This window comes from Microbacterium sp. bgisy207, from assembly GCF_965345035.1.
Classification (GTDB): Bacteria; Actinomycetota; Actinomycetes; order Actinomycetales; family Microbacteriaceae; genus Microbacterium.
The window spans coordinates 221,867-246,823 of record NZ_CBDRMG010000003.1 but is presented as its reverse complement, the minus strand read 5'-3'; the positions used below and the strand labels follow the sequence as shown (position 1 = coordinate 246,823).

Annotated in this window: 25 protein-coding genes; 20 read left to right on the top strand and 5 right to left on the bottom strand. The window is 67.0% G+C overall.

The genetic code is table 11. The annotated features are described in order from the left end of the window. Positions 1–7 precede the first annotated feature (7 nt). Positions 8–1,036 carry a DNA polymerase III subunit delta gene (holA, locus tag ACSGC5_RS04315; RefSeq protein ID WP_434969377.1) on the top strand — a complete coding sequence of 343 codons (1,029 nt, stop codon included), beginning with the start codon at positions 8–10 and terminating at the stop codon, positions 1,034–1,036. 56 nt (positions 1,037–1,092) lie between these two features. Here holA and rpsT read toward each other — a convergent pair whose 3' ends face one another. Both rpsT and ACSGC5_RS04305 read right to left on the bottom strand, forming a co-directional pair. After that, the gene (rpsT, locus tag ACSGC5_RS04310; RefSeq protein ID WP_434969376.1) at positions 1,093–1,353 is read right to left on the bottom strand and encodes a 30S ribosomal protein S20; all 261 of its coding nucleotides are present in this window, start codon (positions 1,351–1,353) and stop codon (positions 1,093–1,095) included. 111 nt (positions 1,354–1,464) lie between these two features. Then, positions 1,465–2,187, bottom strand: coding sequence for an alpha/beta fold hydrolase (locus ACSGC5_RS04305; protein WP_434969375.1), 723 nt, complete (start codon positions 2,185–2,187; stop codon positions 1,465–1,467). Positions 2,188–2,274: 87 nt separating this feature from the next. On the opposite strand from ACSGC5_RS04305, the gene lepA reads away from it, so the two are divergent. The 11 genes from lepA (at position 2,275) to era (ending at position 13,185) form a co-directional block, all read left to right on the top strand. After that, entirely contained in the window at positions 2,275–4,122 is a 1,848-nt protein-coding gene (gene lepA / locus ACSGC5_RS04300) for a translation elongation factor 4 (protein ID WP_434969374.1), read from the top strand. A 10-nt stretch (positions 4,123–4,132) separates the two neighbouring features. After that, positions 4,133–4,777 carry a DUF1990 family protein gene (locus ACSGC5_RS04295; RefSeq protein ID WP_434969373.1) on the top strand — a complete coding sequence of 215 codons (645 nt, stop codon included), beginning with the start codon at positions 4,133–4,135 and terminating at the stop codon, positions 4,775–4,777. Beyond that, complete coding sequence (gene hemW, locus ACSGC5_RS04290; RefSeq protein WP_434969372.1) at positions 4,777–5,985, top strand: radical SAM family heme chaperone HemW; 1,209 nt, start codon at positions 4,777–4,779, stop codon at positions 5,983–5,985. Before ACSGC5_RS04295 ends, hemW begins: the two co-directional genes overlap by 1 nt. 103 nt (positions 5,986–6,088) lie before the next feature. Beyond that, positions 6,089–7,123, top strand: a complete 1,035-nt coding sequence (hrcA, locus tag ACSGC5_RS04285; RefSeq protein ID WP_434969371.1) for a heat-inducible transcriptional repressor HrcA — start codon at positions 6,089–6,091, stop codon at positions 7,121–7,123. A 49-nt stretch (positions 7,124–7,172) separates the two neighbouring features. Continuing rightward, on the top strand, positions 7,173–8,288 hold the full coding sequence (gene dnaJ / locus ACSGC5_RS04280) for a molecular chaperone DnaJ (protein ID WP_434969370.1): 1,116 nt from the start codon (positions 7,173–7,175) through the stop codon (positions 8,286–8,288). A 2-nt stretch (positions 8,289–8,290) separates the two neighbouring features. Then, the gene (locus tag ACSGC5_RS04275) at positions 8,291–9,028 is read left to right on the top strand and encodes a 16S rRNA (uracil(1498)-N(3))-methyltransferase (protein WP_434969369.1); all 738 of its coding nucleotides are present in this window, start codon (positions 8,291–8,293) and stop codon (positions 9,026–9,028) included. A 22-nt stretch (positions 9,029–9,050) separates the two neighbouring features. Next, positions 9,051–9,398, top strand: coding sequence for an HIT domain-containing protein (locus ACSGC5_RS04270; protein WP_434969368.1), 348 nt, complete (start codon positions 9,051–9,053; stop codon positions 9,396–9,398). A 64-nt stretch (positions 9,399–9,462) separates the two neighbouring features. Further along, positions 9,463–10,491: a PhoH family protein gene (locus tag ACSGC5_RS04265; protein WP_434969416.1), complete on the top strand. Its 1,029-nt coding sequence runs from the start codon at positions 9,463–9,465 to the stop codon at positions 10,489–10,491. After that, positions 10,488–10,958 carry an rRNA maturation RNase YbeY gene (ybeY, locus tag ACSGC5_RS04260; protein ID WP_434969367.1) on the top strand — a complete coding sequence of 157 codons (471 nt, stop codon included), beginning with the start codon at positions 10,488–10,490 and terminating at the stop codon, positions 10,956–10,958. Before ACSGC5_RS04265 ends, ybeY begins: the two co-directional genes overlap by 4 nt. Then, positions 10,955–12,289, top strand: coding sequence for a hemolysin family protein (locus ACSGC5_RS04255; protein WP_434969366.1), 1,335 nt, complete (start codon positions 10,955–10,957; stop codon positions 12,287–12,289). The genes ybeY and ACSGC5_RS04255 overlap by 4 nt, the downstream gene beginning before the upstream one ends. Continuing rightward, positions 12,286–13,185: a GTPase Era gene (gene era, locus ACSGC5_RS04250; protein WP_434969364.1), complete on the top strand. Its 900-nt coding sequence runs from the start codon at positions 12,286–12,288 to the stop codon at positions 13,183–13,185. The genes ACSGC5_RS04255 and era overlap by 4 nt, the downstream gene beginning before the upstream one ends. Before the next feature lie 15 nt (positions 13,186–13,200). Here era and ACSGC5_RS04245 read toward each other — a convergent pair whose 3' ends face one another. Then, entirely contained in the window at positions 13,201–13,812 is a 612-nt protein-coding gene (locus ACSGC5_RS04245; RefSeq protein ID WP_434969362.1) for a hypothetical protein, read from the bottom strand. 193 nt (positions 13,813–14,005) lie between these two features. Here ACSGC5_RS04245 and leuA point away from each other — a divergent pair, with 193 nt between their 5' ends. Next, positions 14,006–15,766: a 2-isopropylmalate synthase gene (gene leuA, locus ACSGC5_RS04240; RefSeq protein WP_434969361.1), complete on the top strand. Its 1,761-nt coding sequence runs from the start codon at positions 14,006–14,008 to the stop codon at positions 15,764–15,766. Positions 15,767–15,794: 28 nt separating this feature from the next. Here leuA and ACSGC5_RS04235 read toward each other — a convergent pair whose 3' ends face one another. Further along, complete coding sequence (locus ACSGC5_RS04235; RefSeq protein ID WP_434969360.1) at positions 15,795–16,520, bottom strand: trimeric intracellular cation channel family protein; 726 nt, start codon at positions 16,518–16,520, stop codon at positions 15,795–15,797. Positions 16,521–16,556: 36 nt separating this feature from the next. On the opposite strand from ACSGC5_RS04235, the gene recO reads away from it, so the two are divergent. From recO to ACSGC5_RS04210, 5 genes are all read left to right on the top strand, one after another. After that, positions 16,557–17,315: a DNA repair protein RecO gene (gene recO, locus ACSGC5_RS04230; protein ID WP_434969359.1), complete on the top strand. Its 759-nt coding sequence runs from the start codon at positions 16,557–16,559 to the stop codon at positions 17,313–17,315. After that, entirely contained in the window at positions 17,312–18,124 is an 813-nt protein-coding gene (locus ACSGC5_RS04225) for an isoprenyl transferase (RefSeq protein WP_434969357.1), read from the top strand. Before recO ends, ACSGC5_RS04225 begins: the two co-directional genes overlap by 4 nt. Before the next feature lie 137 nt (positions 18,125–18,261). Further along, on the top strand, positions 18,262–19,704 hold the full coding sequence (locus ACSGC5_RS04220) for an APC family permease (protein ID WP_434969356.1): 1,443 nt from the start codon (positions 18,262–18,264) through the stop codon (positions 19,702–19,704). Positions 19,705–19,791: 87 nt separating this feature from the next. After that, entirely contained in the window at positions 19,792–21,183 is a 1,392-nt protein-coding gene (locus tag ACSGC5_RS04215; RefSeq protein ID WP_434969355.1) for a glutamate decarboxylase, read from the top strand. A gap of 229 nt (positions 21,184–21,412) precedes the next feature. Continuing rightward, positions 21,413–21,883, top strand: a complete 471-nt coding sequence (locus ACSGC5_RS04210; protein ID WP_434969354.1) for a hypothetical protein — start codon at positions 21,413–21,415, stop codon at positions 21,881–21,883. Between the two features lie 18 nt (positions 21,884–21,901). On the opposite strand, the gene ACSGC5_RS04205 is transcribed toward ACSGC5_RS04210, so the two are convergent. Beyond that, entirely contained in the window at positions 21,902–22,411 is a 510-nt protein-coding gene (locus tag ACSGC5_RS04205; RefSeq protein ID WP_434969353.1) for a glutathione peroxidase, read from the bottom strand. 71 nt (positions 22,412–22,482) lie between these two features. Between ACSGC5_RS04205 and dusB the strand changes: the two genes are divergently transcribed. Beyond that, the gene (gene dusB / locus ACSGC5_RS04200) at positions 22,483–23,646 is read left to right on the top strand and encodes a tRNA dihydrouridine synthase DusB (protein WP_434969352.1); all 1,164 of its coding nucleotides are present in this window, start codon (positions 22,483–22,485) and stop codon (positions 23,644–23,646) included. Next, complete coding sequence (locus ACSGC5_RS04195; RefSeq protein ID WP_434969351.1) at positions 23,639–24,955, top strand: deoxyguanosinetriphosphate triphosphohydrolase; 1,317 nt, start codon at positions 23,639–23,641, stop codon at positions 24,953–24,955. Before dusB ends, ACSGC5_RS04195 begins: the two co-directional genes overlap by 8 nt. Positions 24,956–24,957 lie beyond the last annotated feature (2 nt).

Sequence of the window (24,957 nt, the reverse complement as noted above, 5' to 3'; positions counted from 1 at the left end):
TTCTGGCATGGCCGCACCCCGTCGATCGAGTTCCTCGAAGTCGGCGATTCGGCAGGTACCATGGCGCGATCCGCGACCCGCCTCGATCGTGTTGGTGTCGGGACCGGAGGACGTGTGCGCCGAGCGCGCGATTGCCGGACTGCGGGACTATGTCCGCGCCGAGGATCCGGCCGTAGAGATCACCGACCTGCGCGCCGATGACTACGTCGCGGGAACGCTGCTGACTGTCACCTCGCCGTCGCTGTTCGGCGAACCGCGGCTTGTGCGTGTCTTCGGTGTCGAAAAGGCGTCCGACCCTTTCCTCACCGAGGCCCTCGCCTACCTCGAGGCGCCCCAGGAAGGGGCGACCGTTGTGCTGCGCCATACCGGTGCGAGCGTTCGAGGCAAGAAGCTGCTCGATGCGGTCCGCAGCGGCACGACGGATGCCGTTGAGATCGCGTGCCCCGCCATCAAGCGCGACAGCGACCGATACGACTTCGCCGCTACCGAGTTCTCGGCCGCGAACACGCGCATCGCGCCAGCGGCTCTTCGTGCGCTCGTCTCGGCGTTCTCCGACGACCTCACGGAGCTGGCCGCAGCCTGCCAGCAGCTCATCGCCGACGTCGACGGGGATGTGACCGACGATGTCGTCCGGCGCTACTACGGCGGTCGAGTCGAAACGACGGCGTTCGCAGTCGCCGACACCGCGATCGCCGGACGGTACGGTGAGGCGCTGATCACGCTTCGACACGCGTTGGCCAGCGGAGCCGATCCCGTGCCGCTGGTCGCAGCAATCGCATCCAAGCTGCGGACGATGGCCCGGGTCGCGGGGCTTCGCGAGTCCTCCGCGGCGATCGCCGCCCGGATCGGTGTCAAGGACTGGCAGGTCGACCGTGCTCGCCGGGATCTCGCAGGTTGGAACGAGGAATCCCTGGGGCGCGCGATACAGGCCGCGGCGCGAGCGGATGCCGAGGTCAAGGGCGCCTCACGGGACCCCATCTTCGCGCTCGAGCGCCTCGTGACGGTCGTCGCGACGCGCAGCGAGTTCGGCAGCTGACGATCCGGAAACGACAAAGCCCGCCTCGGAGGGCGGGCTTTGCGTGATACCTGAGCTCAGAGAGCGGCGACCTGCTTGGCGATGGCCGACTTGCGGTTGGCTGCCTGGTTCGCGTGGATGACGCCCTTGCTGACAGCCTTGTCGAGCTTCTTGGTCGCCGTGGCCAGAGCCTTCTCGGCGGCGGCCTTGTCGCCGGCGGCGATGGCCTCGCGGGTGCGGCGCACCTCGGTCTTCAGCTGGCTCTTGACGGCCTTGTTGCGCTCGTGCGCCTTCTCGTTGGTCTTGTTGCGCTTGATCTGCGACTTGATGTTCGCCACGTGGAGACGTTCTTTCGTTCGAGTGAATGGATGGACTGCCGGCGACGAGAGAGGGGCGTCCACCAGCGATCGTGAGGGTAGAACCCACACACAAGCCAGTAGACGAGTCTATCAGGTCTGCTCGATCGTCGTGAGCGCGAGGTTGAGGACTGCGTTGAAGACACGCGGGCGCATCGCGGTCACGAGGTGGCTGGTGCGGGGAACGACGATGAGCTCGGCATCCGGAACCAGCCGCCGGAACAGCCGCTCATTGACACGCAGCTGATCGAATTGGCCGTTGACGAACCACAGCGGCACCCGAATGCGCTCGAGCGCCACGAGCAGGTCGAGCACCGAGAGGCTCCGCAGCGCCACGTCCTGTGCGTCGAGGGCATAGCCACCCGCGCCGAAGTCGGCCCGGGTCTCGGGCGGGAGGGTGGCATCGAGCACACGATTGCTCAGCCACGCGCCGCGGTCGGGGAAGGAGTCGAGGCCGCGCGCGAGCAAACGGTAGGTGCGCAGCGCGGGGCCCCGCGGAATCGCGGTGCAGGATGCCGCGACCAGTCCCTGGATCGGCGGCGGTATCTCCCGACCCGCGTACTCGACCGACAGCAGGCCGCCCATCGAGTGGCCCACCAGCAGGACGGTGCCGTGTTCGGCGGCGGCATCCTGGACAGCCCGATCGATCGTCGCGAAGGCCTCGTCGATCGTGAAGGTCTCGCCCATCCGACCGCCGTGGCCGGGCAGGTCGACAGCGACGGCGGGGTTGCCGCGCTGCTGGAGGTAGTCCAGCTGCGCCCGCCACATCGTCCGGGACGTGCGGATGCCGTGCACGAGGACGACCGCGACCACCATGCCGCCAGGCTAACCGCGGCGGGCACCCGGATGTGCGTGAGACGCGCGCAGGGCCCAGGGCCTGGCCGCCGGTAGAATCGTGCGGATATGTCCCCACGCGCCCTCACGCCGCTGCAGCCGGCCGCCACGCCGCCCGAGCAGATCCGCAACTTCTGCATCATCGCGCACATCGACCACGGCAAGTCGACCCTGGCCGACCGCATGCTGCAGATCACCGGCGTCGTCTCGGATCGCGACATGCGCGCGCAGTACCTGGACCGGATGGACATCGAGCGCGAGCGCGGCATCACGATCAAGAGCCAGGCTGTGCGGATGCCGTGGCAGACCGAGTCCGGAACGTTCGCGCTCAACATGATCGACACGCCCGGGCACGTCGACTTCACGTATGAGGTCTCCCGGTCCCTCGCCGCGTGTGAGGGGGCGATCCTCCTCGTGGATGCCGCACAGGGCATCGAGGCCCAGACCCTCGCGAACCTGTACCTCGCGCTCGAGAACGATCTGCACATCATCCCCGTGCTCAACAAGATCGACCTGCCAGCCGCCGATCCCGAGAAGTACGCCGCCGAGCTTGCGAACCTCATCGGCGGCGACCCCGCGGATGTGCTGCGCGTGAGCGGCAAGACGGGCCAGGGCGTCGAGGAGCTGCTCGACCGGATCGTCGCTCAGATCCCGGCGCCGACGGGGAATGCCGACGCTCCCGCCCGTGCGATGATCTTCGACTCCGTCTACGACGCCTACCGCGGCGTCGTCACCTACGTCCGGATGGTCGACGGAAAGCTCGAGCCGCGTGAGCGGATCCAGATGATGTCGACGAAGGCCACGCACGACCTGCTCGAGATCGGCGTGTCGAGCCCCGAGCCGGTGCCGACGAAGGGGCTGGGCGTCGGCGAGGTCGGCTATCTCATCACCGGCGTGAAGGATGTGCGCCAGTCGAAGGTGGGCGACACCATCACGAATCAGCGAAAGCCCGCCGCCGAGGCCCTCGCCGGGTACACGGATCCCAAGCCCATGGTGTTCTCGGGGATCTATCCCATCGATGGCAGCGACTACGGCGACCTGCGCGAAGCGCTCGACAAGCTCAAGCTCTCGGACGCCTCGCTGCAGTACGAGCCCGAGACCTCCGTCGCCCTCGGGTTCGGCTTCCGGTGCGGGTTCCTGGGCCTGCTGCACCTCGAGATCATCACCGAGCGCCTCTCGCGGGAGTTCGACCTCGACCTCATCACGACCGCACCGTCGGTGACCTACGAGGTCACGACCGACACGGGAGAGACCGTCACTGTCACCAACCCCAGCGAGTACCCGGATGGACGGGTGGCCGAGGTCTCGGAACCGGTCGTGAAGGTCGGCATCCTGCTGCCCAAGGACTACGTCGGCACCGTCATGGAGTTGTGCCAGTCCCGCCGTGGGTCGCTGCTGGGCATGGACTACCTGAGCGAGGACCGCGTCGAGTTGCGCTACAACATGCCGCTCGGCGAGATCGTCTTCGACTTCTTCGACCAGCTCAAGTCCAAGACGCAGGGCTACGCGAGCCTCGACTACGAACCCGCGGGCTCACAGACGGCGGACCTCGTGAAGGTCGACATCCTGTTGCAGGGCGAGAAGGTGGATGCCTTCAGCTCGATCGTGCACCGTGACAAGGCCTACGGCTACGGCACCATGATGACCGAGCGCCTCCGCAAGCTCATCCCGCGTCAGCAGTTCGAAGTGCCCATCCAGGCCGCGATCGGCGCGCGGATCATCGCCCGCGAGAACATCCGTGCGATTCGCAAGGACGTGCTCGCCAAGTGCTACGGCGGTGACATCACCCGCAAGCGGAAGCTCCTCGAGAAGCAGAAGGAGGGCAAGAAGCGCATGAAGATGGTCGGCCGCGTCGAGGTCCCCCAGGAGGCGTTCATCGCGGCGCTCTCGGGCGACGTCGAGGGCAAAGACAAGTAGTCTGAACGCCATGCGCCGCGGAACCTTCCGGGACGAGACCGTCGACTACGCCGCCGTCGGTGCCACGCAGGCACCCGACCTCATGCAGTACCCGCCGGAGAAGAGCATCCCCGCTGAAGAGTCCTGGCGGATCGGCAGTGGTGAGACGCGGTTCGCCTCAGCAAGCGAAGCCCTGCTCTCGTGGGCGCCGCTGCGTGGCGCGGGACTCACGCTCACCGACATCCATCCCGCATCGGGCGCCGGCTATGCCGGGGTCTCCTACGATTCCGAGGGCGCACCGATCGCTCCCTCCCGGCGGGACGCGGAGCAGCGGTTCGACGCGGAGGGTACGCCGTACGTCAGTGCCGGTGCGACCGTGAACGTGGCAGGTCGCCTCAGCGGCTACCGGGCGGATGCCGAGTTGCGCGTCATCCTCGCGGTCGAAGAGCCCCGCCGCACAGCTTTCGCGCTGGGGACCGTCGGCGGCTCAGTTGTCAGCGGGGAGGAGTTGTTCCTGCTCGAATGGCGCGACAACGACGAGGTGTGGTTCACGGTCCGTGCCTTCGACCGCCCGGTCTCGACGCTGTACCGGATAGTGCCCCGACTGGTTCGCGGTCGGCGGCGTCGCCTGTTCCGCGCCTACCTCACAGCGGTGTCGCCCCTGTTCGTGACCTGATGGGGGCGGCGCTTCCGTTGGGCGATCCCGTTCCCCGTGATGGATCGCTTCCGGGTGTTTCCATCGATGCCGCGACCCCGCTGTCGGCGTACGTCCACATCCCGTTCTGCCGCGTACGGTGCGGCTACTGCGACTTCAACACCTATACGGCCGACGAGCTGCGCGGGGAGCGCCGTGAGGACTATGCCGACAGTGTGCTGCGCGAGATCGACCTCGCGGCCCGTGTCCTCGAGCCTCATCGGCGTTCGCTGAGCACCGTCTTCTTCGGCGGCGGAACACCGACCCTCCTCCCGGCACGCGACCTCACCCGCATCCTGGGGGCGTTGCGGGATCGGTTCGGTCTGGACCCGGATGCCGAGGTGACCGTGGAGGCCAACCCCGACACCGTGCACCCCGCGGTCGCGACAGAGCTGGCGCGCGGAGGCGTGACGCGCCTGTCAGTGGGCATGCAATCCGATGTGAGCGAGGTGCTCGCAACGCTCGATCGCACTCACCGGCGCGAGAACGTCGCGGCCGCGGTCCGCGCGGCGCGGGAGAGCGGGCTCGCTGTGAGCGTCGACCTTATCTATGGCACGCCGGGAGAGTCGCTCGACCAGTGGCGGCAGAGCGTGGATGCGGCGCTCGCGCTGGAGACCGACCACATCTCCGCGTACGCCCTGATCGTCGAAGAGGGCACGGCGCTTGAACGTCGCATCCGCCGCGGTGAACTCCCAGCTCCCGACGACGACCTCCAGGCCGCGATGTACGAATACGCAGACGACGCGTTCGCGTCCGCGGGGTATGACTGGTACGAGGTATCGAACTGGTCTCGCGGACACGAGGCTCGATCCCGGCACAACCTCGCCTACTGGCGAGGTCACGACTGGTGGGGTTTCGGACCGGGCGCGCACAGCCATATCGGCGGTGTCCGGTTCTGGAACGTCCGCCACCCGGCCGCGTATGCTCAGCGCCTCTGGTCAGGGGAGTCGCCAGGAGCGGGACGTGAGGTGCCGGATGAAGCTGCCCGCCTTCTGGAACGGGTGATGCTGCGTGTGCGCACCGTCGAGGGTCTGCCGGTCTCCGAGCTGCCGCGCGAGAATCGTCCCGCCGTCGCCGGCCTGGTCGCCGATGGCCTGGCGGACGGCAAAGAAGCCGTGCGCGGACGGATCATCCTGACCCGGCGCGGGCGGCTGCTCGCCGACGCCGTTGTGCGCGCGCTCACGGTGTGACCCGGGCCGCGAGGGGAAGGCATCCGCTAGAATTGGCACTCCGAGGATGTGAGTGCCAACACCACGGTCGATTCGGTCGACGCCGGATGCGGAAGGAGGCGACATGGTCAGCGAACGAGGACTGCAGGTGCTCCGGGCGATCGTGCAGGACTACGTCGACACCCGCGAGCCCGTCGGGAGCAAAGCCATCGTCGAACGTCACGCGTTCGGCGTATCGGCGGCAACGATCCGCAACGACATGGCCCTCCTCGAAGACGAGGAGTTGATCGCCGCCCCGCACACCTCATCCGGTCGCGTGCCCACCGACAAGGGCTACCGGGTGTTCGTCGACCATCTGGCCGAGATCCGCCCCCTCTCGCCGGCGCAGCGGGCGGCGATCGCGACTTTCCTCGACGGGCCTGGTGATCTGGATGACGCACTGGCGCGCACCGTCCGCGCCCTGACTCAGCTGACGGGTCAAGTCGCGATCGTGCAGTATCCGTCGTTCTCGAAGGCCACGATCACCCACGTGGAACTGGTCGCGCTCGACCCCTCTCGCATCCTTGTGATCGTGGTGACCGATACCGGGCGGGTGTCCCAGCGACTCGCTCTGCTCAGTGGAGCTCTCGACGAGACAGATCTCGCCCGGGTACGCGCGGAGGTTTCGACGCTCCTGGTCGGTCGAAGTGTGCGGCAAGGCGCCAAGCGCGTCGAGGAGCAGACTGACGCGGACGCGCGCACCCCGCACCAATCGGCCGTCACCGAGATTCTGCGAGTGGTGCAGGAGGAACTGGACGAGTTCCGACAGGACCGGCTCGTGATGGCCGGAGCCGCGAACCTCGCCCTGCGCGAGAGCGATTTCCGCGGGAGCATCTACCCGTTGCTCGAGGCCATTGAAGAACAGGTGACGATTCTGCGTCTCATGGGGGAGATGGTCGCCGACGACAACGGCCTGGCCGCCAGTATCGGGCGGGAAAACGAAGCATTCGGACTCTCCGAGGCATCCGTCATCGCGAGCGATTACGATGCGACGGGCGCCCGCGCGCGCGTGGGACTGATGGGGCCGACTCGCATGGACTACCCGAGCAACCTTGCGGCGGTGCGCGCCGTCGCGCGCTACTTGACGCGGCTGCTGGCGGAAGACGAGAAGGGGCGATGAGCCCCGCACGAGATACCCGCTGCCACCAGCGGGATGCAGAAAGGTGACCGTGGCTGACCACTACGAGGTCCTTGGCGTATCGCGCGATGCGTCGCCCGAAGAGATCAAGAAGGCGTACCGGCGCCTTGCTCGGGAGCTTCACCCGGACGTGAACCCGGGTGAGGAAGCCGCGGAGCGGTTCAAGCTCGTCACGCACGCCTACGATGTCCTGAGCGACCCGCAGCAACGGCAGCGCTACGACATGGGTGGCGGGACGAACGGTGGGTTCGGCGCCGCCGGCGACTTCGGTGGGTTCAACGACATCTTCGAGAGCTTCTTCGGCGGGGGAGGTGCGGCCAGGGGCGGCAGGCCGCGCTCGCGCAAGGAGCGGGGGCAGGACGCGTTGGTCCGCGTCGACCTCGACCTCAAGGACGTCGTCTTCGGTGTCCACCGCGATATCGATGTCGATACGGCGGTCCTGTGCGAGACGTGCCAGGGGGCGTGCACTCAGCCGGGGACGTCGCCCGTGCGCTGCGACATCTGCCACGGCACGGGGCACATTCAACGGACCGTCCGAAGCCTGCTCGGCAACGTCGTCACGTCGCAGCCGTGCGGCACCTGTCAGGGCTACGGCACCACGATCCCGTATCCGTGTGCCACGTGCCAGGGGCAGGGGCGGGTACGGGCGCGCCGCACCGTGTCGATCGACATCCCCGCCGGTGTGGATACGGGGCTGCGTCTGCAACTGCCGGGCTCGGGTGAAGTGGGGCCGGGCGGTGGCGCTCACGGTGACCTCTACATCGAGGTGTCCGTTGCGACACATCCGGTGTTCAGCCGCGAGGGCGACGACCTGCTCGCAACGCTGGAAGTCTCGATGCCCGATGCCATCCTCGGCGCGACGACCACCATCGACGGGCTCGACGGGCCCGTCGATCTGGAGGTGCGGCCCGGAGTGCAATCCGGCGACGTGTTGACGATCAAGGGCCGCGGAATCACCCCGCTGCGCGGGAGCCAGCGCGGCGATCTGCGCGTGGGAGTTCACGTCGTCACGCCAACGAAGCTCGATGCGAAGGAACGGGGCCTGATCGAGGAGTTCGCGAAGCGGACGAAAGCACCCGCTCCGCGACTTGCCGAGTTCCACCAGGGACTGTTCTCGAAGCTGCGCGATCGGTTCCGGAACGGCTGACCGTGCCCCTTCACTTCGTCGTCGACGAACCGCTGGATGCCGATGCCGGCGAGACCGTGACGTTGACAGGTGCGGAAGCCCACCACGCAGCGACCGTGCGACGCGTGCGGGTCGGCGAGGCCGTCACGCTGGGCGACGGCGCAGGAGTGTGGCTCGAGGCGCTGTGCGAAACCGTTGCGCCGCGTGAAGTCGTCGTGCGTGTGTCTCGTCGCGTCGTGGTGAGCCCCCCTGCCGTGCGCGTCGAGCTGGTCCAAGCGCTGGCAAAGGGCGATCGCGACGAGCTCGCCGTGCAGGCGGCGACGGAGCTCGGCATCGATGCGATCACCCCGTGGCAGGCGGCCAGAAGCGTGTCACGCTGGGATGGCGCCAAGCGTGACAAGGGCGTTCTTCGGTGGCGTCAGATCACCAGAGAGGCGGGAAAGCAAGCTCATCGCGCGTGGTTGCCCGTGGTCAACGAACCGGCCACGACCTCTCGCCTGTGTGAGCGCGCTGCCGCGAGCCGGATGCTGGTGCTCGAACCGACCGCGACCATCCGCCTCGCCGAGTGGGATGCAGACGCGGACGACCCTCGCGACATCCTGCTTGTGGTGGGACCGGAAGGAGGGATCGACCCGGCAGAACTGCGAGACCTCGAAGCCGCGGGCGCAACACCGGTGCGGCTCGGCGAGCATGTGCTGCGCACCTCGACGGCCGGTCCCGCTGCACTCGCGGTGCTGAGCGCTCACCTCCGCCGGTGGTAGAGGGCGTCGGTAGACTGAGGCCATGACCGAACCCTCAGTCTTCACTCGCATTCTGCGCGGCGAGATCCCCGCGGAGATCCTCGCCGAGACCGAGAACGTGTTCGTCATCCGGGATATCGCCCCGCAGGCGCCGCTGCACCTGCTCGTGATCCCCAAGTCCGGCGACTACCGCGATGTGACGGAACTGGCGGCAGGCGACCCCGCGCTCCTGGCTGAGATGGTCGCTATCGCCAAGCGCGTTGCCATCGACTACGGCGACGGCGACTTCCGGCTGGTGTTCAACACCGGAGCGGGCGCTGGTCAGACGGTCTTCCATGTGCACGCCCATGTGCTCGGTGGCGGCCTCGCAGAAGGCAGTCTCGGTGGCTGAACCCGGCAGCAATGCGCACCCGGATGGCCTCGTCACGGAGCGGCTGTTCGCCGACGGCGTGGCGATGGTGCAACTCCTCGGTCCGCAGGACCGCCTGTTGCGTGTCGTCGAGCGTGAGCATCCGGATGTCGATGTCCACGTGCGCGGCAACGAGATCACTCTTGTGGGCGAGGCGGCCGCCGTCGCAGCAGCACGCGACCTCGTGGAAGAACTCCTCACAATGACCCGCACCGGGCAGGACCTGGCGCCGGCGGACGTGTCCAGCTCGAACCGGATTCTGCGCAGCGAAGGCAATCCTCGTCCGTCCGAAGTGCTCGGGGAAGCGATCCTCTCCAGCCGGGGCCGGGTCATCAGGCCCAAGACCCTCGGACAGAAGTCGTATGTCGACGCGATCGAGCACACGACGATCACGTTCGGTATCGGTCCCGCCGGAACGGGCAAGACCTACCTCGCGATGGCTAAGGCTGTGCAGGCTCTGCAGCGCAAGGAGGTCAGCCGCATCATCCTGACCCGACCCGCGGTCGAAGCGGGGGAGAGACTCGGGTTCTTGCCGGGCACCCTGACTGACAAGATCGATCCGTACCTTCGCCCGCTCTACGACGCGCTCAACGAGATGATAGACCCCGAGATCGTCCCGAAACTCATGGCGACCGGGACGATCGAGGTCGCCCCGTTGGCGTACATGCGCGGTCGGACACTGAACGATTCGTTCGTCGTGCTCGACGAGGCGCAGAACACGACTCCCGAGCAGATGAAGATGTTCCTGACCCGGCTCGGGTTCAACACCAAGATGGTCGTCACCGGCGACATCACGCAGATCGACCTGCCGCAGGGCGCCTCGGGCCTGCGCCTGGTTACGAAGGTGCTCAGCGCGATCGATGACATCCACTTCGCGTACCTCACGAGCGACGACGTCGTGCGGCACTCCCTTGTCGGCAAGATCGTCGATGCCTACTCCGAGTATGACGAGCGGCGACTGTCGGCCAAACGCGAGCGTGACGAGGCCAGCGAGCTCAGCAGCCGGGCCGAGCGCCGGGGCGCCTCCCGCCCGGCCGGCCCCCGCGACCATCTCCCGAAGCGAGGGCGTCGATGACGATCGAGATCACGAACGAATCAGGTATCGACGTTGATGAGACCGTGCTGCTGCGGCTGACGGAGAACAATCTCGCCGAGCTGTTCGTCAGTCCGGATGCCGACCTGGCGATCCTCCTCGTCGACGAGGGAGCGATGGAGTCGCTGCACGTCCAATGGATGGATGAACCCGGGCCCACGGACGTGCTGAGCTTTCCGATGGACGAGTTGCGGCCCGGGACGGAGGACGCCCCGACACCGGAGGGCCTGTTGGGCGATATCGTGCTCTGCCCCCAGGTCGCTGAGAGTCAGGCTCAGGCCGCTGGCCACTCGACGATGGACGAACTGATCCTGCTCACGACGCACGGCCTGCTCCATCTGCTGGGTTTCGATCATGCCGAGCCGGCGGAGGAACGGGAGATGTTCGCGCTGCAGCGTGACCTCATCGCACGATTCCACGCGGCCGAGCGCCGCCGCCTTCGACCGTGACCGCCGCGCTTCTCTTGGCGGCCGCCGCACTCCTCGTTGCGTTCGGCGGTCTGATGGCGGCAGTGGATGCCGCGCTCGGCGTGACATCCAGGTCCGACCTCGACGAGATGAGCCACACCGGCCGCAACGCCGCCTTCCTGCGGGGGATCGCCGACGATCCCCCCGCGCACGCCAACGCCGCGGGATTCATGCGCGTCCTGTCTGAGACGACGGCGGCGGTACTGGTCACGGTTGCCCTGACCATCCTGTTCGACAGCATCTGGTGGGCGATGCTGGCCGCGGCCATCATCATGACGGGCATCTCGTTCGTCGTCGTCGGGGCAAGCCCTCGCACCGTGGGGCGACTGCATGCGAGGAGCCTGTTGCGTGGCGCGGCTCCCGTTATCCGCGCCATGCGCATCGTGCTCGGTCCGCTCGCGCATGGACTCGTGGCCCTCGGCGACCGCGTCACGCCCGGCGTCGCGCGCGGCTCTTCGTTCGCATCCGAAGAGCAACTGCTCAGCATGGTCGACGAGGCAGCGTCTCAGGACCTCATCGAAGAGGACGATCGCGAACTGATCCACTCTGTCTTCGACTTCACGGACACGTATGTTCGCGCGGTCATGGTGCCGCGGACCGAGATGGTCACCGTCGAAGCCGACACCACGACAAAGGACGCGATGGAGTTGTTCCTCGACAAGGGTGTTTCGCGCGTACCGATCGTCGATGACGAAGCCGACGACGTGATCGGCATCCTGTACCTGAAGGATCTGGTCCAGTTCGCGTACCGCGACGAAGCCGGATGGCGCGCGGCAGCGATCTCGCAGCTCGCTCGCCCGGCGGTCTTCGTGCCCGAGTCGATGCGCGCTGAGACGCTGCTGCAGCAGATGAAGCGCGAGGCCGTACACGTGTGCATGGTGGTGGATGAGTACGGCGGCGTGTCGGGACTTGTCACGCTGGAAGACCTCATCGAAGAACTGGTCGGTGAGATCGCAGACGAGTTCGACCCGCGGGCCAATGAGATCGCGGAGGTGGCGGAGGGCCGGTACCGCGTGAGCGCGCGACTGGGCCTCGCGGAGGTCGGAGAGCTGTTCGAGATCGACCTCGAAGATGACGAGGTCGACTCGATCGGCGGACTGCTCGGAAAGCAGCTCGGCAAGGTTCCGCAGCCGGGGGCAGTCACCGAGGTGGAGGGTTTGCGCATCACCGGCGGCGCCTCGCGCGGCAAGGGGCGCGGCATCAGCACCGTGTTCGTCGAACGGATCCCGTCGCCCGCGGATGCAGGAGGCCACGAGACCGATGACGATGATGGCGCGACCCCCGACATGCCGGAACGGAAGGCGCGGTCGTGAGCGATAACGAGTTCCGCTCCGGTTTCGTGACCTTCGTCGGGCGTCCCAACGTCGGGAAGTCGACCCTCATGAACGCGCTCGTCGGCCAGAAGATCGCCATCACGAGCGACAAGCCACAGACAACGAGGCGCGCCATCCGCGGCATCCTCAATCGCCCCGGCGGCCAGATCGTGATCGTCGATACCCCCGGACTGCACCGACCGCGCACCCTGCTGGGCCAGCGTCTGAACGACCTGGTCGAGGAGGTGCTCGGCGACGTCGATGTCATTGCGTTCTGCGCTCCCGCCACGGAGAAGGTCGGACCGGGGGATCGTCGCATCGCCGACTCGCTGGACGGGTACGCGTCGGCGAGCAAGATCGCCGTGGTGACCAAGACGGATGCCGCCTCCCGCGACCAGATCACGGAGCGCCTTCTCGAGGTGGATGCTCTCCGTGAGGACTGGGCGGCCGTCATCCCGCTGTCCGCAGTGATGGATGATCAGTTGGGAACACTCGCCGACGAGATCCTGCGGCTGCTCCCCGAGGGCCCCGCGCTCTACCCGGATGGCATCGTGACCGACGAGTCGGATGACGACCGCATCGCCGAGATCATCCGCGAGGCTGCGCTCGATGGCGTGCGCGACGAGTTGCCGCACTCCATCGCCGTCGTGGTTCAGGAGGTCGAACCTCGTGAGGACTCGGATCTGATCGACGTGTACGCCGACATCGTGGTCGAACGCGACAGTCAGAAGGCGATCATCATCGGGAAGAAGGGTTCGCGACTCGCGCGCGTCGGTGCCACGGCGCGCGAGCAGATCGAACCGCTCCTGGGATCCCGCGTGTTCCTGTCACTGCACGTCAAGGTCGCCAAGGACTGGCAACGAGACCCCAAGCAGCTCGGCCGCCTCGGCTTCTGACTATCGGGCTCGCGCTCAGCCCAGCGGTTTCAGGGCGGACTGGACGATGACGACGCCGTCGCCGAAGTCGGCATCCGCTGCTTCCTGAAGGGTTCCGTCGTCCCAGATCACCTCAGCCCAGAGATAGCCGTCGCTGGTCCAGGTGGCAAGCAGCAGATCGCCAAGCACTGCCGGAAGCTGCGTCGAGATCTCGTCCAGACGCGCCGGAGCCGTGTCGCCGGGAACCCCGCCTGTCGGGTCGTCCGGTCTGATCGGGTCGTACAGCGCGAGCATGATCGGCGGTTGGGTCACGGCGAACACTTCGCCATCGAAGGTGCCGAAGACGGCGTATGTGCCCCACCGGGTATCACCCGACTCTTCGACGCCGGCCACATCGCTCCAGCTCCAGCCCTCCAGCGGGAGACCACTGCACTGTGGTGGGTACGACTCGGCGACGGGGCCGAGGCACAACTGAACATCGCCGGCCACATCCAGCACAGTGCCCGTGCCCACCACCTCGCCTGAGGGGGGTGTGACCGGCGCCGCCGACAGCGAGTCTGCGCCCGGCGTTGCGGCGCACCCCACCATGACGGCGATGACGGAAGCGGCCCCGACAGCCGCCGTGGTGACGCGTGTGATGATCCCCATACCCTTGCAGTGTCCGGGTGCAAGAGATCGTCTCAGGGCGACTGCGCCAATTCCTGGTAGCATCGTGGTATGCGTGCACTCTCGCTTCTTCTTAGCTGCCGCGGCGGGGCCATCTAGGGCCTTCCTCGTCGCGGAGCTTCGTGTCGGCCCGTTCACCTCGAGCCAGAAGACAGAGCCAGGAAGAAGCGACACCATGAAGAACACCCAGCAGCCGTCGGGGATGCCGACGCACAAGTACGTGCCGTATCACGAGCAGATCCGCGTCTCGGTCCCCGACCGCACGTGGCCCGACGCGACGATCACGCAGGCGCCGCGGTGGTGCGCTGTCGATCTGCGTGATGGGAACCAGGCCCTCATCGACCCGATGAGCCCCGAGCGCAAGCGGATCATGTTCGATCTGCTCGTCAAGATGGGCTACAAGGAGATCGAGGTCGGCTTCCCCTCCGCGAGCCAGACCGACTTCGACTTCGTGCGCCATCTGATCGAAGACGATGTCATCCCCGACGATGTCACCATCCAGGTGCTGACCCAGGCGCGTGAACACCTCATCGAGCGCACGTACGAGTCGATCCGCGGCGCGAAGCGGGCGATCGTGCACCTGTACAACTCCACGAGCATCCTGCAGCGCGACGTCGTGTTCCGCACCGACAAGCAGGGCATCATCGACATCGCCCTCGAGGGCGCGCGCCTGTGCAAGAAGTTCGAGGCGACGGTCCCCGGCACCGAGGTGTTCTACGAGTACTCGCCCGAGAGTTACACCGGTACCGAACTCGAGTTCGCCGTCGATGTGTGCAACCAGGTCCTCGAGGTCTTCGAGCCCACGCCCGAGCGCAAGGTGATCATCAACCTGCCCGCGACGGTCGAGATGGCAACCCCCAACGTCTACGCGGACTCGATCGAATGGATGAGCCGCCACCTCAACCACCGCGAGAACGTCATCATTTCGCTGCACCCGCACAACGACCGCGGCACCGCGATCGCCGCCGCCGAGCTCGGGTACATGGCGGGCGCCGATCGCATCGAAGGGTGCCTGTTCGGCAACGGCGAGCGCACCGGCAACGTCGACCTGGTCGCACTGGGCATCAACCTGCTGACGCAGGGAGTCGACCCCCAGATCGACTTCAGCGACATCGACCACGTCAAGCGCACTGTCGAGTACTGCAACCAGCTGCCGGTTCACGAGCGCAGCCCGTGGGCGGGCGATCTCGTGTTCACCGCCTTCAGCGGTTCCCACCAGGATGCGATCAAGAAGGGCTTCGAGTCGATGGCTGCCGCCGCCGACGCGCGCGGCGTACCTGTGGACGAGCTGGTGTGGGCTGTCCCGTACCTGCCGATCGATCCCAAGGATCTCGGTCGCTCCTACGAGGCTGTCATCCGCGTCAACTCGCAGTCCGGGAAGGGTGGCGTCGCCTACCTGCTGAAGACCGACCACGCGCTGGATCTGCCGCGTCGGCTGCAGATCGAGTTCTCGGGCGTCGTGCAGGCCAAGACGGATGCCGAGGGCGGCGAGGTCACGAGCGACCAGATCTGGTCGATCTTCACCGACGAGTACCTGCCGAGCGCCGTCGCCGACGAGCGCTGGGGCCGTTTCGAGTTGCTCTCCACCCGCACCGAGAGCGATATGACCGGCGATGTCACCCTGGACGTGCGGCTGCGCGACGGCGACAGCGAGATCTCCGCGCGCGGGAACGGCAACGGCCCGGTCGCCGCGTTCCTCGAGGTGCTGCGCGAGCAGGGGTTTGAGGTCACGGTGTACGACTACGTCGAGCACGCCCTCAGCGCCGGCGGTGACGCCCAAGCAGCCGCCTACGTCGAACTGCAGGTCGAGGGCGAGCGCCTGTGGGGCGTGGGCATCGACGGTGACATCTCGACGGCGTCGCTGAAAGCCATCGTCTCGGGCGTCAACCGCGCCATTCGCGTTCGCGAAGAATCCGGAGCGCTTGCGGTCGTCTGACGACAGCAGCGCAGGCGGGGGTCGCCGGTCATCCGGCGGCTCCCGCGCCGTCGTCCTCAGTTACTCGGGCGCCGCCGATGACGGTGATTGCCGAGGTCTCGACGGCGACCTTTCGCCGGTAGAGCGCGCGTTGCTCGGGAAGCGAGATATCGAAGACGACGGCCAGAAGCCGGATGACTGTCGTCACGGCGACCGCAATGATCGCGGCGGCAGCCAGCGGCGCCCCGAGCGAGAACGAGACGGTGAGGACGACGCATCCAGCGCCTGCTGCGACCGCGTACAGGGACCCGACGTGCATGATCGCGACGGGCAGGCCCATCAGCACATCGCGCAGGATGCCGCCACCGACCGCGGCCGCGACACCCACGAAGATCGCCGGCACCTCGGGCAGCCCGAGATAGAGCGCCTTGCTGGTGCCGAAAGCACCGAATAGCCCGATGACGAGCGCGTCGAGCCCCACGATGAGCCAGCTCACCCGCTCCAGCACCGTTGCGAGCAGCATCCCCAGCAGCGCGGCCGCGACCGCTGTGAGCAGGTACCAGTTCGACTGCAGGGTCGTGGGAGTCACGACCAGGAGCAGGTCGCGGATGAGCCCGCCCCCCATGCCCATGACGATTCCGATGATCGCGACGCCGAGCAGATCGAGTCGCCTCTGGCCGCGGAATCCGGATGCGAACAGCGCGCCCTGCAGGCCGCCCAGCGCCACGGCGGACAGATCAGCCCACAGCGGGATGACGAAGAGCGGCTCGTTCACCCGTCCATTGTCGCTCGATGCCGGGATAATCGATGAGTGCCCACCTATCGCGACGAGGTCGTGGTCTTGCGCACCCACAAGCTGGGTGAAGCGGATCGCATCGTCACCCTCCTGAGCCGCCGCCACGGCAAGGTCCGCGCGGTGGCCAAAGGAGTCCGTCGCACGTCCTCCCGCTTCGGTGCCCGGCTCGAACCGTTCATGGTCGCTGACGTCCTCCTGTATCAGGGGCGTTCCTTGGACATCGTGCAACAGGCAGACAGCCTCGGCTCCTACGGGGCGGACATCGCCTTGCACTACGACCGATACACGGCTGCGCACGCCATGGTCGAGGCCGCGGATCGTTTGGGCGAGTCGGAGGCCACCACGTCGCAGTATCTGCTGCTGCTGGGAGGATTGCGTGCGCTTGCGCGCGGGGATCACGCGTCGCGCAGCATCCTGGACTCCTATCTCCTGCGAGTCATGGCGCTGTCGGGGTGGGCTCCCGGCCTCGACGCCTGTGCGCGCTGCGGCCGGGTTGGCGAGCATCCCTCGTTCGTCGCTCAGCTCGGCGGCATGGTCTGTCGAGATTGCGCCCCCGCAGGATCGGCACGCGTGGACGCCGAGACGCTCGCCGTGTTGCGCGCGCTCATGGCGGGGGAGTGGGGAGTCGTCGACGCGGCGTCGGCGGCGGCGGGAGGCGCGGCATCCGGCCTGATCGCGGCCTACACCCAGTGGCATCTTGAGCGCGGCATCCGTTCCTTGGACCACCTCGGAACGGTGGTGCTGCCCGCACCCAACCTGGAGCCTGCGCCATGAGCCCGAAGCCCTACACGCACCGGGACGCCGTTCCCTATCGGCCGATCGACTGGACGGGCATCTATCCCCCCGACTTCCCCAAAGGCTCGGTCCCGAATCACGTCGCGATCGTGATGGACGGCAACGGCCGGTGGGCAAACCGCCAGGGGCTCACCCGCGTCGAGGGCCACAAGGCAGGCGAGGCGGCACTCCTGGATGTTGTCGCCGGCGCGATCCAGGCCGGCGTCAAACACCTGTCCGTATATGCCTTCTCAACGGAGAACTGGTCACGTTCACCCGACGAGGTGCGATTCCTCATGGGGTTCAACCGCGACGTCTTGCATCGCCGCCGTGACCAGCTGAACGAGTGGGGCGTCCGGGTTCGCTGGGCGGGCCGCAAACCCCGCCTCTGGTCGAGCGTCATCAAGGAACTGCAGTTCGCAGAAGAACTCACCGCAGCCAATGGCGTGCTCACTCTGACGATGTGCGTCAACTACGGGGGACGAATCGAGCTCGTCGATGCCGTCCGATCGATCGCGGACGACGTCGCGGCCGGTCGGCTGCGCCCGTCGGCGGTAAGCGAAAAGCTCATCGCCCGGCGGCTCTATCAGCCCGACATGCCGGATGTCGATCTCTTCGTTCGCTCCAGCGGCGAGCAGCGTACCTCCAACTTCCTGCTCTGGGAGTCGGCGTACGCCGAGTACGTCTTCCTCGACACCCTCTGGCCCGACTTCTCCCGGACAGACCTCTGGCGTGCCATCGATCTCTACCTCCGCCGTGACCGCCGCTTCGGTGGGGCGGTGGACACTCCGGGCGCGCCGACCGCCTGATCTCGTGCGACTGCGCCGTGAGCCGCCATCAGTTCCGGCGAGGCGCAGGACGAAGGTCCCTGGGGGCGTGGTGGCTGGCAGGAGTAGACCGGCATGTGCCCGGCATGGCGCCGGATGCACCGAGCGGGGGAGCCAGCGTGGGCGAGACGACGCGACAGGAACCGACGAAGATGGTCGTGGCCACCGGGATGACCTGGACGACCATGGCCATCCTGATCGCCACCGCGGTGGCGAGCGTGCGCGGTCTGCCGGCCATGGCTGTCTACGGATGGGCGTCGATCTTTCTCTACGTGCTGCCGGCGATCGTGTTCATGATCCCCGTTGCGTTGGTGGCCGCCGAACTTGCGAGCGGATGGAAGGGCGGCGTCTTCGTCTGGGTCAAGGAGGCCTTCGGAGACAGGATGGGCTTCAGCGCCGTCTGGCAGCAGTGGATCCAGAACGTCGTGTGGTACCCCGCGCAACTGGCTTTCTTCGCGACCGCGCTGGCCTACGTCTTCAACCCCGCTCTGGCCAACAACGGACTGTTCACCGGACTGGTGATTCTCGTCGTGTATTGGGCGTCGACGTTCATCGCGTTCCGGGGGGTCAAGGCCTTCGCGTCCGTCAGCACGGTCGGATTCCTCGCCGGAACCGTCGTGCCCTCGCTTGCCCTGGTCGTGTTCGCCGTGCTGTTCCTGTCGGGAGGTGGCGCCTCCAGCCTGGCGCCGGTAGCCGAGGCGCAGTGGTTTCCGACGTGGACCGGATTCGCGAGCATCGTGCTGATCGTCAGCAACTTCCTGGCTTACGCCGGAATGGAGATGAACGCGGTGCACGTCAACGAGATGGACAAGCCGCGCCGCAATTTCCCGCGTGCGATCGTGCTGGCCTCGATCATCATCCTCGTGGTGTTCATCCTCCCCACCTTGGCGATCTCGGTGGGAGTGCCGGCGGACAAGATCAATCTCACGCAGGGCGTGCTACAGGCCTTCGACGTCTTCTTCCAGCAACTCGGGGTTCCGTGGCTGACCCTCGTGATGTCCCTGCTGATCGTCTTCGGCATCCTCGCCTCTGTCGTCACCTGGATCCCCGGACCGAGCAAGGGGCTGCTTCTGGTGGGACGGCAGGGCTACCTGCCGCCCGCGCTGCAGGGAACCAACCGCTACGGGATGCAGGCGCCGATCATGCTGGTCCAGGGCGTGATCGTCACGATCCTGGCGATCGTGTTCGCCGTCGTCCCGTCTGTGCAGAGCGTCTTCTGGATCTTCTCCGCGATGGCCGTGCAGCTCTACCTGATCATGTACATGGTGATGTTCCTCGCGGCGATGAGGCTGCGCCGCACTCACGCCGACGTGCCGCGCGGATTCCGGGTTCCCTGGCTTCCCGTCGTCGGGTGGGTCGGATTCGCGGCCAGCGCCGCCGCGTTCCTCATCGGGTTCGTCGAGCCCTCGAGCAGTTCGGTCGGGCCCATCGGATACGTCGCCTTCCTGGTCGGCGGCATCGTGGTCCTGGGGATCTGGCCGTTCGTGCTCTACGCGATGCGCAAGCCCTCGTGGAAGGTGCATCCCGAGGTCTCGCACGTCCACGATCCCGAGGACGAGTGAGCGTGCGGACCCATCGCGCGTTCTGACCGATGCGAACCGCCACCGGTCACTGACAGACTCGACATAACGACCCGAGGGGACTGAGACATGCTGCACAGCCGCGACACCATTCGAGAAGAGCTGTTCGACGAGGTGTTCGCCTCGGGCGAGCTGGCGACGTCGTTGCCGAAGTACCGGATGCCCGACTCCGAGCAGCTGGCACGGCACGCGTATCAGGTCGTCTCGGACGAGCTCATGCTCGACGGGAACTCGCGCCAGAACCTCGCGACCTTCTGCCAGACCTGGCTCGAGCCCGAGGTCCGTCAACTCATGGTCGAGACCCTCGACAAGAACATGATCGACAAGGACGAGTACCCGCAGACGGCGGCGATCGAGGCCCGGTGCGTGCATATCCTGGCCGACCTGTGGAACTCACCGGAGGCAGCCGACACCCTGGGCACCTCGACGACAGGTTCCAGCGAGGCGGCGATGCTCGGCGGGATGGCGCTCCTGTGGAAGTGGCGCGAGCGTCGCCGCGCGGCAGGGCTGCCCACCGACCGGCCCAACCTGATCTGCGGTCCGGTTCAGGTGTGCTGGCATAAGTTCGCGCGGTACTGGGACGTCGAACTGCGTGAGATCCCCATGGCGGGGGAGCGGCTCATCATGACCGCCGACGAGGTGATCGCCCGCGTCGACGAGAACACGATCGGGGTCGTGCCCACCCTCGGGGTCACCTTCACGGGACAGTTCGAGCCGGTCCAAGCGGTGAGCGCCGCGCTCGACGACCTGCAGGAGCGCACCGGCCTCGACATCCCGATTCACGTCGACGGAGCCAGTGGTGGATTCCTCGCTCCGTTCACTGCTCCCGACATCGTGTGGGACTTCCGGCTACCCCGGGTGAAGTCGATCAACGCGTCGGGTCACAAGTTCGGCCTCGCACCGCTCGGCGTGGGCTGGATCGTCTGGCGCGATGCCGGCGATCTTCCGAAGGACCTCATCTTCGAGGTCAACTATCTCGGCGGCAACATGCCGACGTTCGCCCTGAACTTCTCACGCCCCGGTGGCCAGATCATCGCGCAGTACTACAACTTCGTCCGTCTGGGCCGAGAAGGCTACCGCCGCGTGCAGCAGTCCTGCTACGACACGGCGATGTACCTCGCCGACGAAATCGCGAAGCTCGGGCACTTCGAGATCATCAATGACGGCAGCCCCGAGAAGGGTATCCCGGCCGTCTCGTGGAAACTCGCAGAGGGCGACCACGCGTTCACGCTCTTCGATCTGGCCGACCGCCTGCGCACCCGCGGATGGCAGGTTCCCGCCTACACGATGCCCGCGCACCGTGAGGACATGGCCGTCCAGCGCATTCTCGTCCGCGCGGGTTTCAGCCGCGACGAGGCGTCGCTGCTGATGGATGACTACCGCGACGCGATCGCGCACTTCGACAAACACCCGGTTTCCGTGCCCATGACCGAGGAAGAGGCAGGCAGCTTCCATCACTGAGGAACAGGGTAGGGCGGCTCCGACCGGTCCTCGCACGCGGGTCGAGCGCGGTCTGGCCTCGATCTGGGGCACGCGTCGGCAACGCCGCCTTCGACGAGAATCGACCGGGTTCCTCATCGGCTCCGCGCTGTTTGCCGTCGGAGCGCTGCCGGCATACGCGGGCGCGGTCGGCCCAGTGTGGGGTGCTGCGACATTCGTCGCGGGTTCGGCCTTTTTCATGGTGGGAAGCGTGACCGAGCTCGCGTTGAGCGGACGACGACCACCGACGACCCGTGGCCACGCTGCGGACGCTGCGGACTGGTGGGCGGCGGTCATCCGGTTGGTCGGCACGATCCTGTTCACCCTCAGCACCGTCGCCGCACTGATCACCGCGACAACCGCGTCGGGTTCGGATCTGGCGGGCTGGAGTCCCGACGTGTGGGGGTCGCTCGCTTTTCTCCTGTCGTCGGTACTCGCGCTGTTCGCCGCGGCGCGTCGGCACCAGCTGTGGGACCCGCTGGCGCGCACCTGGCACGGAACCACGTTCACGTTCATCGGCTCCGTCGCGTTCGTGTTCTCGGCCGTGCGTACCTCCGTCATACCTCCGTCGAATGACGCGCTTCAGCCCGCGTGGAACGGCGCGGGGACATTCGCCGGCGCGGTGTTCCTCTTCATCGCAGCGCTGCTCGCGCGCCGCTTCGTCGGCGCAGCCCCGGACTGACCCCGCACCTCCCGCGGGTCAGGACCTGGGAGTGAGCGCGTCTTCGATGACCCGGATGATGGCCGGATCGTCGGGCTTGGTCGTGGGTCGGAAGCGGTGGACGACCCCGTCCGGCGTCAGCACGAACTTCTCGAAGTTCCACAGCACCGGACCGCGCTTGCCCTCGGCATCCGGCGCCCGCTTCAGCGCTTTGTAGAGCGGCGCTGCGTGCGAGCCGTTGACCTTGACCTTTTCGGCGATCGGGAACGACACGCCCCAGGTCGTTGCGCAGTAGTCGAGGATCTCTTCCATCGTCCCCGGCTCCTGGCCCATGAACTGGTTGCAGGGGAACCCGATGACGGTGAACCCGCGATCACCGTACGTCTTCTGCAACTGCTCGAGCTGTTCATACTGTGGAGTGAGTCCGCACTTGGAGGCGACGTTGACGACCATGACGACCCCGTCGCCGTAATCGGACAGCGTTGCGGTACCGCCGTCTGCGGTGGTGAAAGGAATATCGCGGAGAGACTCCTGTTGCACGTCGGTCATACTCCTCAGGCTAGCGGCGCGCCTGACCACCGGAGCGGTTCAGTGCCGTTGAGGTCTGGGACAATGGGAGGATGCCATCCGCCCTCCACACCACGTCCGCTGCGCCGCTGCGCATCGGACCGATCACGGTAGATGCCCCCGTGGTGTTGGCGCCCATGGCGGGAATCACCAACACGGCGTTTCGCCGCCTGTGTCGCGAGTACGGTGCCGGGCTGTACGTGAGCGAGATGATCACCTCTCGCGCTCTCGTGGAGCGAAACGAGACGACCATGCGGCTCATCACGCATCACGAGTCAGAGACACCGAGGTCCATTCAGTTGTACGGAGTGGATCCGGGCACCGTCGAGGCCGCGGTGCGGGTTCTCGTCGAGGAAGACCGCGCCGACCACATCGACATGAACTTCGGATGCCCCGTGCCCAAGGTCACCCGGAAAGGCGGCGGGGCGGCGCTCCCCTGGAAGCTCGGGCTCTTCCGCGAGATCGTGACCAGAGCGGTCGCCGCCGCGGGCCCCATTCCGGTCACCGTCAAGATGCGCAAAGGCATCGATGACGACCATCTGACCTACCTCGATGCGGGACGAATCGCCGAGGATGCGGGGGTCGCCGCTGTCGCGCTCCACGCCCGCACGGCCGCTCAGTTCTATTCCGGCGAGGCTGATTGGGAGGCGATCGCGCGGCTCAAGCAGCACGTGACATCGGTCCCTGTGCTCGGGAACGGGGATATCTGGGCTGCCGACGATGCCGTCCGGATGATGGCCGAAACCGGCTGCGACGGCGTCGTGGTCGGCCGCGGGTGTCTCGGGCGACCCTGGCTGTTCGGAGAGTTGGCGCGCGCCTTCGACGTCGAGGCATCTCCACCCGTCGACGCGACGCTCGGTTTCGTCGCCCGCGCCTTCCGCCGCCATGCTGAACTCCTGGTCGAATTCTTCGAGGACGAGGGACGCGGATGCCGTGACATCCGCAAGCACGTCGCCTGGTATTTCAAGGGCTACCCGGTAGGGGGCGACCTTCGGGCGCGGCTGGCGACGGTGTCAACGATTCACGAGATCGATGGCCTTCTCGAGGAGCTGGATCTCGATGCGCCGTACCCGGGCCGTGCCGCGGAAGGACAGCGTGGGCGCGCGGGCAGCCCGAAACGGCCGGCGCTTCCCGACAGATGGCTTGAGTCCACGGAGCTCGACGGCGTCGAGTCCGACGCCCTCGCGGACGCCGAGTTGGACCACAGCGGTGGCTGACCGCGAGCGGCCGGTGCACCCGGGCTATACGGATGCGGATGCCGAGCGCTTCTACGCAGAACGGCATCGGTCGCAGCGGGACGGTTTCGCGCGCGACCGTGCGCGGGTGCTGCATTCGGCGGCGCTGCGCCGGCTCGCGGCGAAGACTCAGGTCCTGAGCCCGGCGAGCCCCGCCGACTTCGCGCGAAACCGCTTGACCCATTCGCTGGAGGTAGCCCAGGTAGGCCGCGAACTCGCCTCGGCACTGCAGCTCGCCCCCGATGTCGTCGATACCGCGTGTCTGAGCCACGACCTCGGCCACCCTCCGTTCGGTCACAACGGAGAGCGTGCGCTCAACGACTGGGCTGAGGACATCGGCGGGTTCGAGGGCAACGCGCAGACCCTGCGCATCCTGTCTCGCCTGGAACCCAAGGTCATCGATGCGACCGGTCGGAGCCACGGCCTGAACCTCACACGGGCGAGCCTCGATGCGACGTGCAAGTATCCGTGGACCTCGGAGCATCCGCTTCCGGATCCGGGGGGGCGACTCAAGTACGGCGTGTACGAGGAGGACGAGGCGGTTTTCGCGTGGATGCGCGAGGGTGCTCCCGGGCGCGTCCGCTGCATCGAGGCGGAGGTCATGGACCTCTCCGACGACATCGCGTACTCGGTGCACGACTTCGAGGACGCGATCGTCAACGGCTATCTGGATCCCGCTCGACTGGCTGATTCCGCGGAGCACTCCGCTCTCATTCACGCCATCCAGACATGGGTGGGGTACGACTTCGCTCGGGACGAACTCGAGGATGCCCTGTTCCGGTTGATGCGGATGCCCGAGTGGGTGACGACATTCTCGGGCACCCGTTCCGACCTTGCGAGACTCAAGAACCTCACGAGCGACCTCATCGGGCGCTTCGCGCGTGCCGCGGTGACAGCCACTCGCGACGCCGCCGGCGGCCCCGAACTCACGCGCTTCCACGCTCACGTGGTCGTTCCGCGGGTCATCGAAGCCGAGATGGGGGTGCTCAAGGGCATCATTGGTGCTGTGGTGGTGAGCATCGACGGGCGAAAGGCGCTCTACAAGGAGCAGCGACGCCTGCTGAAGCGTTTGGCGACCGCACTGTGGGAGAACCCTCACGAGCTCGATGCCGTCCACCGCGAGGACTTCGACCGGGCCCTCAGTGATCGCGAGCGGCGGCGAACCGTTGTCGATCAGGTCGCCAGCCTCACCGATCAGCACGCCATATCGTGGCACGGACGGCTGGTGGGCGAGGTGGATGCCGCCTCTCTCGGCATCTGGACACCGGGCGCGTCGACCCGGACTCGGTAGGG